The 11,958-nt window shown below is 65.5% G+C and carries 11 protein-coding genes; 7 read left to right on the forward strand and 4 right to left on the reverse strand.

Going from position 1 to position 11,958, the window contains the following annotated elements:
- Positions 1-41: 41 nt before the first annotated feature.
- Together XH93_RS12550 and XH93_RS12555 are read left to right on the forward strand one after the other, a co-directional pair.
- Complete coding sequence (locus tag XH93_RS12550; RefSeq protein WP_194473732.1) at positions 42-737, forward strand: peroxiredoxin-like family protein; 696 nt, start codon at positions 42-44, stop codon at positions 735-737.
- A gap of 388 nt (positions 738-1,125) precedes the next feature.
- Complete coding sequence (locus XH93_RS12555) at positions 1,126-1,614, forward strand: hypothetical protein (protein ID WP_194473733.1); 489 nt, start codon at positions 1,126-1,128, stop codon at positions 1,612-1,614.
- A gap of 21 nt (positions 1,615-1,635) precedes the next feature.
- On the opposite strand, the gene XH93_RS12560 is transcribed toward XH93_RS12555, so the two are convergent.
- On the reverse strand, positions 1,636-2,262 hold the full coding sequence (locus XH93_RS12560) for a TetR/AcrR family transcriptional regulator (RefSeq protein WP_194473734.1): 627 nt from the start codon (positions 2,260-2,262) through the stop codon (positions 1,636-1,638).
- Positions 2,263-2,369: 107 nt separating this feature from the next.
- Here XH93_RS12560 and XH93_RS12565 point away from each other — a divergent pair, with 107 nt between their 5' ends.
- Both XH93_RS12565 and XH93_RS12570 read left to right on the forward strand, forming a co-directional pair.
- Complete coding sequence (locus XH93_RS12565) at positions 2,370-3,116, forward strand: SDR family NAD(P)-dependent oxidoreductase (protein ID WP_194473735.1); 747 nt, start codon at positions 2,370-2,372, stop codon at positions 3,114-3,116.
- Positions 3,113-4,285 (forward strand): MFS transporter, encoded by a 1,173-nt coding sequence (locus XH93_RS12570; RefSeq protein ID WP_194473736.1) that lies wholly within the window; start codon positions 3,113-3,115, stop codon positions 4,283-4,285. The genes XH93_RS12565 and XH93_RS12570 overlap by 4 nt, the downstream gene beginning before the upstream one ends.
- 7 nt (positions 4,286-4,292) lie before the next feature.
- Here the strand turns inward: XH93_RS12570 and XH93_RS12575 are convergent, their stop codons facing one another.
- From XH93_RS12575 to XH93_RS12585, 3 genes are all read right to left on the reverse strand, one after another.
- On the reverse strand, positions 4,293-5,486 hold the full coding sequence (locus tag XH93_RS12575; protein WP_194473737.1) for a PepSY domain-containing protein: 1,194 nt from the start codon (positions 5,484-5,486) through the stop codon (positions 4,293-4,295).
- 801 nt (positions 5,487-6,287) lie between these two features.
- Positions 6,288-8,618 (reverse strand): TonB-dependent siderophore receptor, encoded by a 2,331-nt coding sequence (locus tag XH93_RS12580; RefSeq protein ID WP_194475125.1) that lies wholly within the window; start codon positions 8,616-8,618, stop codon positions 6,288-6,290.
- Positions 8,619-8,843: 225 nt separating this feature from the next.
- A complete protein-coding gene (locus tag XH93_RS12585; RefSeq protein ID WP_172627215.1) occupies positions 8,844-9,077 on the reverse strand; it encodes a hypothetical protein in 234 nt (77 codons plus the stop codon).
- 348 nt (positions 9,078-9,425) lie between these two features.
- Between XH93_RS12585 and XH93_RS12590 the strand changes: the two genes are divergently transcribed.
- The 3 genes from XH93_RS12590 to XH93_RS12600 all read left to right on the forward strand — a co-directional run bounded on the left by XH93_RS12590 (position 9,426) and on the right by XH93_RS12600 (position 11,954).
- A complete protein-coding gene (locus XH93_RS12590) occupies positions 9,426-9,914 on the forward strand; it encodes a DUF417 family protein (protein WP_194473738.1) in 489 nt (162 codons plus the stop codon).
- A gap of 522 nt (positions 9,915-10,436) precedes the next feature.
- Positions 10,437-11,534, forward strand: a complete 1,098-nt coding sequence (locus XH93_RS12595; protein ID WP_246799603.1) for a serine hydrolase — start codon at positions 10,437-10,439, stop codon at positions 11,532-11,534.
- A gap of 105 nt (positions 11,535-11,639) precedes the next feature.
- A complete protein-coding gene (locus tag XH93_RS12600) occupies positions 11,640-11,954 on the forward strand; it encodes a hypothetical protein (protein WP_194473739.1) in 315 nt (104 codons plus the stop codon).
- Positions 11,955-11,958: the final 4 nt, after the last annotated feature.

The following is an 11,958-nucleotide window of genomic DNA, read 5'->3' on the forward strand; positions in this document are numbered from 1 at the left end:
GGTATGCTGGCTGCCTAGAAGATAGCCACGGAGAAAGAGACATGAGCGAAGAAGGTGCTCATCGGGCTTACGCTACTCCCATTGCTGCTTCCCTTGCTGAGTTCACCGAAAAGCTGATCGCACGACGAGGCGTGGAGCAAGCCAACGTCCTATTTGGAGGCCAAATCGGTCCAGCTACAGAGGCGTTGAGCGCGAGGACGAACTCCATTGGTGTCGGCGATGTAGCACCTGACTTTTCGTTGCCAACGGCGGAAAGGCGGACATGGAATCTGGCCGAACATCTTGCCCAGGGCAAATTCTCTTCTCTGGTTGTGGTTTTCTATCGTGGTACCTGGTGTGGTTACTGCAACATCTACCTCCGTGGGCTACTAGCAATTCTATCGCCGCTGTCCGACGCCAACGCTGCCCTGATCGCCGTGTCGCCAGAGGCCGCCCCGGAATCCATTGACAATGCCGGCGTCGGGTCGACCTTTCCGGTCCTGATCGATCAGGGCGGGAAAGTTGCCGAGCAGTTCGGTCTTACCTTTGAAATGAATGACGCCGCGAAAAGCATTTTGAAAAGTTCCGGCTTCGATATCGACAAACGAAATGCTGACGGCAGGTGGACTCTTCCCGTACCTGGGACATTCGTGATCGACCGTTCTGGCCATATTGCCTATGCCCACGTCGATGCAGACTATCGCAATCGGCCTGAACCGCAGGAGATCGTCACGATATGTCGGTCACTACGGCGCTAGCCAGTATCGCATCGAAGTGGGACAGAGCGATCGGGTGAGGCGGTCGGAATAAAGTTGGCCACTTCTGGCCCAAAACCGCCAACCACCGATTGACCACCGAAACCCCGTGGACAGACAGAGATAACGGTGGTCAATCGTGAGCAAGCTTCATTGATTTTGTCGGTAGCGGGCGATGACAGCTGTGGATGGGATACAGCTTCGCGTCCGCAGCACGGCCGGCCTGCGCGCTGCTCGTCGGGTTACTTTGTCGCACGCCGCGCTGCCGCCTGCGCGCAGCCCGCTGCCGAGCTCCGTCATATTTTGCAACATCTCTTTATATCGCCGCCTCATCCCGACGCCCGATCTTGGATAGAGTCGATTCGATCTGTGAATCGGAGAGATTGGCTTTATGTCGTGGAAATTCACCCGGCGGTGCATTGCGGTGTGTTGGGCGCTGATCAGTGCGAACCCGTTGCATGCGGCGCCGAACCTGGACGGCCTCGCGGGCGCGTGGTCCGGCGCCGGCTCGATGAAGCCCAAGGACGGTGCCTGGGAGAAGGTCCGCTGCAAGGTCGCCTACGGCGTCACCAAGCCGGGCAGGGCGTTCAGCCTGGATCTCAGATGCGCCAGCGATGCCTACAAGATGGCGCTATCGGCGAACATCGAGCAGAACGGCGCGCAGCTCTCGGGCAACTGGTTCGAGAGCGAGTACCGGCAGGGCGGCAAGATCTCCGGGACCGCCACCGACGACGGGCTGATCGAGGCGCGAATTGAAGGCCAGACCGTTGCCGCGCTGGTCACGATCCGAACCCGGGGCAACCACCAGTCGTTCGTGATGGACGCGCCCGGCTCATGGCTCTCGCAGGTCGCGATCGAGCTGAACAAGGAGACGCGCTGAAGCTTCGGGCTCGCGGCTTGCTCAGGACGCGGCCGCCGTCCCGGCCGGTGCGGTCAGCGGGCGCCAGGCGGCGAGCGCGGCGGTCGCAATCAGCTCGAGCTGTTGCCGGCTGGCGCCGTCGCGGGCCTGGATCGACATGCCCTGCTGCACCGTCACATAGTATTTGGCGATCGCTTCGAGGTCGGCTGCGGGTGATATTTCGCCGCGCGCGACGCCCTGGCGCAGCCGTTCGCGCAGCTCCGTCACCGTTTGCGCGCGCAGCTTCACCAGTTCGCGGCGCACAGTTTCGGAATGCTCGTTCGGATGCAGCGCCGATAGCACCACGAGGCAGCCGGCCGGACGCGAGCGGCGGGTAAACACGCGCGCGGTCTGCATCAAGAAGGTTTCGACCGCTTCGTAAGCGGTTTGCGCTTGCCTCACCGCACCCCAGATCAGTCCGCCTTCGCTCGCTGCGTAATAGTCGATGGCCCGACGGAACAGGTTCTCCTTGCTGCCGAAGGCGGCGTAGAGGCTGGGCGAGGCGATGCCCATCGCCGAAGTGAGGTCGGCCATCGAGGCGCCCTCATAGCCCTTCTGCCAGAACACTTCCATCGCGCGCGCCAGCGCGGCGTCCTTGTCAAAGCTTCGCGGGCGGCCACGCTCGGCCATTGGTTCCTGCCATTTCTGTGCCGTTCACTAAATAATTCACTTGACCTTCCGGCGCAACCGTTCTTATTTCTGTGTCGATCGTTACAGATATAGCCAGGGAGTTCCCCATGACCCAGTCGTTGCAAGGAAAGCGCGCCCTCGTCACCGGCGGCAGCCGCGGCATTGGCGCCGCGATCGCGAGGCGCCTCGCCGCCGAGGGCGCCGACGTCGCCATCACCTATGAACGTTCCGCCGATCGCGCTGAGGCCGTCGCGGATCAAATCAAGCAGCAGGGCCGCCGTGCGCTGGCCCTCAAGGCCGACAGCGGCGATGCCGCCGCCGTGCGCGGCGCGGTGAACGCGGCAGCCAAGGCGTTCGGCGGTCTCGACATCCTCGTCAACAATGCCGGCATCTTCCGTGGCGGCGGGCCGATCGAGAACCTGACGCTGGAGGACATCGACGCTACGCTGGCGGTGAACGTGCGCGCGGTGGTGGTCGCCTCGCAGGCGGCGGCTGCGCATATGGGCGAGGGCGGCCGCATCATCAATATCGGCAGCAACCTCGCAACCCGGGTGCCGGATGCCGGCATGAGCCTCTATTCGATGAGCAAGTCGGCGCTGATCGCATGGACGCAGGGCCTGGCGCGCGATCTCGGCGACCGCGGCATCACCGTCAATATCGTGCATCCCGGCTCGACCAACACCGACATGAACCCGGTCGATGGCCCGGGCGCCGAGGCGCAGCGCGGTCGCATGGCGATCAAGCGCTACGGCAAGGCGGATGACGTCGCGGCGCTGGTCGCCTTCGTCGCCGGCCCCGAGGCCGGCTCGGTCAACGGCGCCGGGCTGACCATCGACGGCGGTGCCAACGCTTGACGTTGCAGTCGAGCACCGCCGCAAGCGCGCTGTCGCGCGCGCTCGCCGCACTGGCAGCCGCGACCGCGGTCATCGTCGCCACCGAGTTCATCGTGGTCGGCCTGCTGCCGGTGCTGGCGCGCGACCTCGCCATCTCGCCGGCGGTCGCCGGCCATCTGGTCGGCGCGTTCGCGCTGTCGGCATCGCTGCTCGGGCCGCCACTGACCATTGCTGCCGCCGCGATCGCGCCGCGCACCATCCTGACCGCAACGCTCGGCCTCTACGCCGCGACCGATCTCGCCGCGGTGCTGTGGCCGGATTATTCGGTGATGCTGACGATGCGGATCGTGCAGGGCGCCGCGCTGCCGGTCTTTGTCAGCGTCGGCGCGGCGGCGGTCACCGCGCTGGCGCCGCCCGCGCGCAGAGGCCGCGTGCTCGCGCTCGCCAATACCGGCTTTGCCGTCGGCATCGTGGCGGCGCTGCCGGCCGGCGTGGCGCTTGCCGAGCGCGGCCAGTGGACGCCGTCCTTTGTCGCGCTCGCCGCGGTCTCGCTCGCCGCAGCGGTGCTGCTGCTGGCGGTGTTTCCGGAGCACAGGCCGGAGGCGCCGCGCGCCTCCGCCGCCGCAACGCTGCTGCGCGCGCCGGCCTTCCAGCTGCAGCTCGCGCTGTCGGTCGCGGTTTTCGTCGCGATGTTTTCCGCCTACACCTACATCTCGCTCTGGCTTGCCGAGGTCGCCGGCCTCGACACCGGCGGCATCGCGCTGGCGTTGGTCGGCTTCGGCGCGGCGGGCGTGCTCGGCAACACCGCCGCTGCTTGGATCGCCGATCGCGGACCGCTGCGCGCCACAGCAGTTGCGGTCACGGCGCTGGTGCTCGCGGTGCTCGGCCTGTCGCTGGCCGCGACGCCAGTGCTGCGCCTCGTGCTGTTCGTGGCGTGGGGCGTCTTCCATACCGCCTGCGTCGCGCTGTGCCAGGTGCGGGTCAGTTTTGCCGGCCGCGAGGCGCCGGCATTCGCGATGGCGATGAACATCTCGGCGGCCAATCTCGGCATTGCGTTCGGCGCGGTCGCCGGCGGCTGGGCGGTGGAGCGCTGGGGCATCAGCGCGATCGGCTGGCCGCCCCTTGCGATGCTACCGCTGCTGCTCGGCCTTGCGCTGGCGATCCGCACGATCGGCCCGCGGCGTTGCTAGCCGCGGCTTACTCGCCGGGAACGAGGGTCGCGACCGGCGGCCGGGCGAGGCGGCGGTGCCGGCGGCGGGACAGATAGAGCAGGAGGCCGGTGACAGTGAACAACGGCATCAGCGCCGCGGCCAGCATGAAGACGAGCTTGCCCGGCCATCCGAGGATGGCGCCGCGGTGGATATCGAGCACGCTGGCGAGGATGCGCTCGCCGAATGTCTTGTCGGCGTAGATGTCGGCCGAGACGAGGCGGCCGGTCACGGCGTCGATGCGGAACTCGTCGCGTGCGGTGTCGAGCGAGGAGCCGCGCGGCCATGAGCGGACGCGCACCACCGTGCCGGTGCCGGCGGGGAGCGTCAGCAGCGCCCTGCCGTAGCGGTCGCCTTGCTGTTCGAGGAACGTCGACCAGACCCGGTCGAAGCCGAGCGGCTTTGCCTCGGCGCTTGCGTCTGCCTTGACGGCATCGGCCGCGCGTCGGGGCGCTTTGGGCTGCATCGTCGCGGCGGTGGCCGAGGGACGCGCGAGCAGCCAGCTGGCGCCGGCCTTGTACCACTCGTAGGAATAGGTCAGGCCGGTCAGCGCCGTCACGAGGTAGACCGGCAGCACCCAGGTGCCGATCACGGCGTGCAGCGAGCGGTGCAGGCCGCGGCCGCGCAGCGCAAGGTTCGGCTTCAGCCAAGTCCTGACGCTGCGGGCGCGGTGCGGCCAGCGCAGCACGAGGCCGGAGAGCAGCATCACGATCAGGCAGATCGCCGCCGCGCCGGTGATCTTGCGGCCATAGCCGTTGCCGTCGCCGGGCAACAGCAGCCAGCGATGCAGCTTGCGCACGGTGGCGAAAAAATCCTCAGTGCGCGGCGAGCCGAGCAGGTGGCCGTCATAGGGATCGACATAGACCGAGGACGGCCGCGTGCCGCCTTCGCTGCGGGCGAAGCGGATGCGCACCGCGGCGGTCGGATCGCTCGCCATCGTCACCGCCGACACCTTGCCGAAGTCGCCGGCCGTCTGCAGCCGCGCCACCAGCTCGTCCGGCGTCAGCCGCCGCGCGGCGCTGGCATCGACGCGCATGATGTCGCGGTTCAGCGCGGCCTGGATCTCATCCTCGAACGCCATCGTCGCGCCTGATACACCGACCACGGCCCAGAGCAGCGCGAGCACAAGGCCAATGACGGAATGGACCTGCAGCAGCGCGGCCTTGATCGAGGATTTGCTCATGACGACAGGGTGGGGAGGCGCACCGGAACCAGCGGGACTTGTTGCAATCGCCGCCTATTCAACAGCGCGCCGGACCCTACCGAACAGTGCGCGGCGATGCCACAAGGCTAGTTTGGAATCGATCCAGCCTGCTGTTGGAGGACCGGCGCTCCATCCACGTCATTGCGAGCGAAGCGAAGCAATCCATCGCACCGCATGCGCGGAGGGATGGATTGCGTCGTCGCTACCGCTCCTCGCAATGACGGGGAGACAACCGTTCACGACCCTTTGAAGTTCGGAATCGCAACGGCCCTACCGAGCGCCGCTCAGCTCAGCTTCACCGACATCTCCATGCCGCCCTGATGCGACAGCTCTCGCAGCCGCGCAACCACAGTCTCGGCGCGCGGATCGCACAGCACGTTGCCCATGATGTCGCTCCCAAGGGGATGATCAGGCAGGTCAGCAAGCAGCCGCCGACAAACTCGAATATCCTTCGAATTTTGTCAACGGCCGATTTTCATGGCGGATTTTGCCACCTGCGCGAGCGTCCGCGGTTACCGGCGTTCCCGGAACAGGATGACTTTACTTCGGGCCGAGCAGCGTACGCCGCTTTACCTCGCCCCGCCTGCGGCAAGGCTATCGCAGATGGCTATCAGCCACGCCCCATAGCTCGTCATGCCCGGGCTTTGGGCGAGGGGGCGCTGACGGTATTCGGAATAATGGAATAGTACCGCTGACTTGCCCGACGTGTCAAGTGTCGAACGCCGGCAGCCGCCGGCTACTTTGCATGGGGTTGTTTTTCGGCATTTTGTGGATGGGCCCCTAGAACTTCACCGTCGCCGACAGCGAGAAGCGCCGCGCGTCGCCCAGCGCCACCGTCAGGATGCTGTTGGCGGAGGGATAGTAGACGGTGTCGAACAGGTTCTTGACGTTGAACTGGTAGATCACCGGCAGCGTGTCGATCTTGGTCTCGTAGGTCGCAAACACGTCCGCCACGGTGTAGGACGGCAGCACGAAGCTGTTGGTGGCGTCGCCGGGCCGGTCGCCGACATAGCGCGCGCCGCCGCCGAGCCGGAGCCGGCCGGGCAAAGCGGTGCCGAAATCGTAGACCAGATAGAGCGAGGCGGTGTTGAGGGCGACGTTCTGCAGCTTCTTGCCGGCCAATGTCGGATCCTCGGTCACCCGCGCATCGGTGTAGCCATAGCTGCCGATCACGCTCCAATTGTCGCTCAGCCGGCCGGTGATGTCGAATTCGGCACCGTGCGAGCGCACCTTGCCGGCCGTCGTGTAGACGTTGAGGCCGGTCGCGGCATCGAGCTGGCCCACCAGCACGTTGCGCTTTTCGATGTCGTAGACCGCGACCGTGCCGGACAGCCGCTTGTTGAAATCGAACTTCAAGCCGGTCTCGTATTGCGTGCCTTCCTCCGGCGCGATGTTGGAATCGAGCACCACGCCGCCGCCATTGGCGAGCGGCGCGATGGTCGAATTCGGCTTCGCCGACTGGGTGTAGCTCGCATAGAGCGAGACCTCGTCGGTGAGCTTGAGGATTATGCCGCCGAGCGGCAGCACCTTGTCCGCGGAGACATTGGTGTTGGTGACGAACGGCCGGCCCTTGCCGGCGATCTGGTCGTAATCCATGTAGCGCACGCCGCCGACCAGCGCGAACCGCTCGGTGATATGCAGCGTGTCCTGGAAGAACAGCGACCATTGGCCGAGCTTGTCGGTCTGGGCGCTGTCGGCGGCGGAAATCGTCGTGCCCGGCGTGATCAGGCCGTAGACCGGATTGTAGAAGTTGAAGTTCGGCGTCGCCTGCCGGATCAGATTGTCGCGATAGATCGTGCGATACTGGCCGTCGCCGCCGAACAGCACCTCGTTGCGCATGTTGCCGAGCCAGACATTGCCTTGCAGATAGGAGGTGCCGTAGCTGGCATTGCTGAGCGAGCCCCAGGTGCCGTCATTGCTGCGCTTCTCGATGCCGGTCTTGGCGTCGACGCTGGTGATGCGGAGCTGGTTGGCGCTGAACGTCTCGGTGTTGTAGCTGTAGGCGGCGAACAGCTTCCAGTTCTCGTTCAACCGGTGCTCGACCGAGGCCTGGACCAGGTCGGAGGTGCCCCACATGTTGTTGAAGGGCTCGTCGAGCCGACGCGTCGCGGGGATCGCCAGCGGCGCGTTGTTGACGAAGGCGGTGCCGCGGTCGAACGGGGTGACGAATTCGCGGTGCTCGTAATTGAGCTGCACCGTGGTGTTCGGTCCATACCACGCCAGCGACGGCGCGATCAGCATCTCGCGGTGGCGGCCGAAATTGCGCCAATAGTCCTCGCTCACCCCATAGCCGATGAAGCGGTAGGCGAGGTCGTCGGTGCCGATCGGGCCGGTGATGTCGAGCGTGCCGTCGGCGCCGGTCTTCGAATTGGCGAAGGTCGAGCCGAGCAGGGTGACCGAGCCGTGCTGATAGAGCTCGGGCCGCTTGCTGATGGTGTTGACGATGCCGCCGGGATCCATGATGCCGTAGAGCAGCGAGGCCGGGCCCTTCAGCACCTCGACGCTCTCGACCGCGGCATTGAGGCTGCGGCCCTGCACCAGCGGCATGCCGTTGCGCATGATCGAGCCGTCGCGATTGTCGCCGAAGCCGCGGCGCATTACCGCGTCCTGGGTGCCGGCCAGCGTGTTGGCCTGGGTGACGCCGGAGACGTTGGCTAGCGCGTCGTCGAGATTGCGCGGCAGCTGGTCCTTCAGCACCTGCTCGGGCACGACGTTGACCGATTGCGAAGTGTCGAGCGGCGAGGCGCCGCTGCGCAAGGTGGTCGTATCAGGCATCGCGCGATAGCCGAGCTTGGCCTCGTTGAGTGCGGCCGCGGCCGCCGCGGCGCGCTCCGACGCAGTCGGCGGCGCCGGCTGGGCATTGCGGTTGCGCTGGCCGGTCGCCGCCGCGCGCGGTCGCTGTGGCTGGCCGGTCACTGCTATCGCGGGCTTGCGCTTCGGCGCCGCCGCTTCCACCGTGACCGGCGGCAGCGGCACGCTCGATTGCGCGCCGGCCGGCGTCAGCGCGGCGGAGACATCGGCAAGCAGGATTGCCGCGCCGATCAGCAGATGGTTGCGGCCGTTGTCGGCGGCACGACGACGATCGTCGACAAGCCGGCCATCAGATTTCACAGGCACTCTGAATTCTTTCGGTCACGCGGATGGAACAACGCCGCGCCTCTAGCAGCGGCCGCGCGCGAAAAGAACCGGAGCGAATTTGAAATCCCTCTAACGGGACCGATGTCGAATCATTCCAAGGAGTCGCCGCGCACGCGCATGCCTCCGCAGCCGCGTCCTGCGATTGCGGACCTTCGATACAAGCGTGCAGGCGCCGCTAGGCGACGTGCGATGCGCGCGTTACGACATCGCGAGGCACACCGGTGCCGAGCCGACCACGCCGGTGCTGACGCCATCGCGCGCCATCGACTCGATCGCACTCCAGTTCTCGCGGAAGATTCGCGCAGCCTCGCCGGCGCTGGCCGCCTGGATCGTCAGGCTACACGCGCGTCTGGTGCCATTGCTGGCGAGCTGAAAGTGAAGCACGAATCCAGACGACTGCGCGCGCACTGCGCCCGACGGTACCTGCGGCATGAAGGCTTTCCCCAAAGTGCTGTTATGCCCACCCGCCGGCAGCATTGGACCGTGATGCGGCACAGTCGTGATTCACCATGCCGCAATCGACGCCAGCGCACATTTTGTTGCGTTGTGTTGCAGGGATTCAACACCGGATGGAACCCGGCTGCCCGTCCGGACTCGCCCAAGGCGGCTACAGGTGGCGCTACATGCGGCGGCGTCCACGCTTATCACCTTGTCCGCACGCCATCGTGAAATGGGCAATCCGCTCCGCCCGTAACGGGCGAGCGCGCCCGCGCGAATACGTTGCATGAGCGCTGCAAGACCCGACAGCGGCGCCGCCACAATGAGGGAAGCAACGTCCGCATGAACCTGTCTTTCAACATCGCCGAACGCGGCGATGGCTCCTACCGTCTGCTCGCGATCCTGCGCTGGGTCATGGTCGTGATCTTCGTGTCGTTCGGCATGCAAAAGTTCACGCCGCAGTCGGCGCAGGGCATCGCCCAGTTCATCAGCAACAGTCCGCTCGTGTTTTGGCTGCAGGTGTTCGGCCTGCGCGGCGAGGCCTATGTGCTCGGCGTGGTCGAGCTCGGCATCGCCGTGCTGCTCGCCGCCGGCGCGTTCAGCCCGCTGCTGTCGGCGATCGGTTCATTCATGGGTGTGGTCACCTTCGTGGTCACGTGGTCGTTCTTCTTCACGACGCCCGGTGTGGTGAAATGGAGTGTGTCGTGGGACCCGATGGCCTGGAATCTTGCCGGCGAGTTCCTGTTCAAGGATATCGTGCTGCTCTGCGTCTGCGTCGTGCTGCTGCTGGCGTCGCTGCCGCGATCGCTGGTTCCGTTGCGCGCGAAATAAGGGCGCGCGCCGATGGTTAACCGGACGTTAATCGGCTGCCCGCCCGCGTGTTGCTCGAATCCAAGCGAGTTGTGCAACCATCGATTGACGAATTGTTGCTAGTAAGAAACATCCCCGGTTGGGAGTTGAATGTGACTAGCCCTGGAATATCGATGGCCGGCCCCGCAGGCGCCAATGTCGCCTGGCTTGGCCGGCAACTCCCATCCCCGGGGAATTTTCAACCATCAAGTTTGATTGTGGTTCCCGCACCGTGGCTGGTGAGTGGGGAGGGCGGTTGCGTTCGCCGTTGCGGTTCTGCTCGCCGCAACGGCATCGCGCCGCCCCTTCCACGTGGGGATGACGCGCGCGCAATCGTGAGTTTTGGCGAATGGACCGGGGCGGTAAGCTCTAGAAGTGGTCGCCTCTCGAATCGCTCGCCAATCCCGCTGGCGCGCCGTCGCGGATATCGTTCTGAACTTCGCCTTCATGCAACCATCGCCCCTGGTCCGGCCCGCGGCCGTCGCGCTTGCGATGCTTGTTGGCATGCTTGCAGGCGTCCGCGCGGATTCCGACATGGATGCGCAGATCAGGGACATCGTCACGACGGAGCTCGCGCCGACCGCGACCGCCGCTGATCCGGGCGGGCTCGCGGCTGCGGTCTATGCCGGCGGCCGGGTCACATTCTTCAACTACGGCTTTGCCGACACGGCCAGCAAGCGTCCGATCACCCCGGACACGCTGTTCAATCTTGCCTCGCTGCGCAAGGTGTTCGAGGCGACGCTGGTCGCGCTCGGCAGCGCGCGCGGCGAGCTGCGGCTCGACGATCCCGTCGGCAAATACCTGCCGGAGCTGCATGGCGACTATATCAGCCGCGTCAGCATCGGCGAGCTCGTCACGCACACGTCGGGACTGCTGCTGCCGACCGATCACCCGCCATGGCCAAATGAACGCTTCAGCCGTGATCAGTTCCTCGCGATGCTCAATGCATGGACGCCGCCGCCGGGCGTAGCGCCCGGCAAGCAGCGCATCTACAGCCATGCCGGCTACGTGTTGCTGCAGCTCGTGCTGGAGCGGCGCTACGAAATGCCGATCGGCGCGCTGATCGAGCGCCGCATCCTGCAGCCGCTCGGCATGACCTCGACCTTCATGCCTGAGCGGACCGAGGACAATCGCGCGGCGCTGGCGCCTGCGATCATGCAGCGCGTTGTGCAGGGCTATTCCGATCAGGGCACGCCGATCGGCCCGCCCGGCAATCAGGAGAGCTATTACGACTTTGCCGGCACCGGGCAGATGTTTTCCTCGGCGCGCGATCTCGGCATTTTCATCCGCGCCTGTCTCGACGGCGCGGTGATCGATCCCGAGCTGCGCGCCGCGCTAGCGATGACCGAGCGCGAAAGCTTTCGCATCGACGAAAAATTCGGGCAGGCGATGGCATGGGAGGATGTGCGGCTCGACGGCGTCACCATCGTCGACAAGCCCGGCGGCCTCAACAACGCCTCGGCCTATATCGGGCTGGTGCCGGCGCGCCGGTTCGGCATCGTGCTGCTCGCCAATCGCGGCGAATATCCGCACGAGATCGCGCGCTACAGGATTCTGCCTGCAATCGCGCAACTTTACCCGCCGCCGATGCCAATCCGATGACATTGCTGCGCAATCCGGAGGCGGGGAATGCAAAAATCGCAATAGCGCGGCACCATGTTCGGCTGTATAAGCCGGTAGCTTCTTCTCCTATTTGAAGAGGCTGATATGACCGATCTGCATCCTGATTTGCATTCCTGGCTCGCGCAGCAGCCGCACGGCCTGCGAACCTTCAGGACCTTCCAGCAAAAACTCGAGATTTTGAGCGAGGACGACCCCGAGCAACGCGGCGTTTGCCGGCTGTTGAGCGGTCTCGTCGGCAGCTATGTCGAGGCTTTCGATGAAGAGCCGCTGCCGGTTGCGGTCGCCGACCGCGCCTATGGCCGGCTGCTCGACCTCGTCGCAAGCCTGGATCTGAACGGAAATCCCGATCGACGCCTCGCCGACATCAACCGCGTCGCGAGCTGCAATCTGCTGAACTGATCGC

Source organism: Bradyrhizobium sp. CCBAU 51753 (assembly GCF_015291565.1).
Lineage (GTDB): Bacteria > Pseudomonadota > Alphaproteobacteria > Rhizobiales > Xanthobacteraceae > Bradyrhizobium > Bradyrhizobium ivorense.

Bases quoted from the DNA above. Each gene is read 5' to 3' on its own strand.
- XH93_RS12550 (WP_194473732.1), top strand. From the start codon at position 42: ATGAGCGAAGAAGGTGCTCATCGGGCTTACGCTACTCCCATTGCTGCT.
- XH93_RS12555 (WP_194473733.1), top strand. From the start codon at position 1,126: ATGTCGTGGAAATTCACCCGGCGGTGCATTGCGGTGTGTTGGGCGCTG.
- XH93_RS12560 (WP_194473734.1), bottom strand. From the start codon at position 2,262: ATGGCCGAGCGTGGCCGCCCGCGAAGCTTTGACAAGGACGCCGCGCTG.
- XH93_RS12565 (WP_194473735.1), top strand. From the start codon at position 2,370: ATGACCCAGTCGTTGCAAGGAAAGCGCGCCCTCGTCACCGGCGGCAGC.
- XH93_RS12575 (WP_194473737.1), bottom strand. From the start codon at position 5,486: ATGAGCAAATCCTCGATCAAGGCCGCGCTGCTGCAGGTCCATTCCGTC.
- XH93_RS12585 (WP_172627215.1), bottom strand. From the start codon at position 9,077: ATGCCGCAGGTACCGTCGGGCGCAGTGCGCGCGCAGTCGTCTGGATTC.
- XH93_RS12590 (WP_194473738.1), top strand. From the start codon at position 9,426: ATGAACCTGTCTTTCAACATCGCCGAACGCGGCGATGGCTCCTACCGT.
- XH93_RS12595 (WP_246799603.1), top strand. From the start codon at position 10,437: ATGCTTGCAGGCGTCCGCGCGGATTCCGACATGGATGCGCAGATCAGG.
- XH93_RS12600 (WP_194473739.1), top strand. From the start codon at position 11,640: ATGACCGATCTGCATCCTGATTTGCATTCCTGGCTCGCGCAGCAGCCG.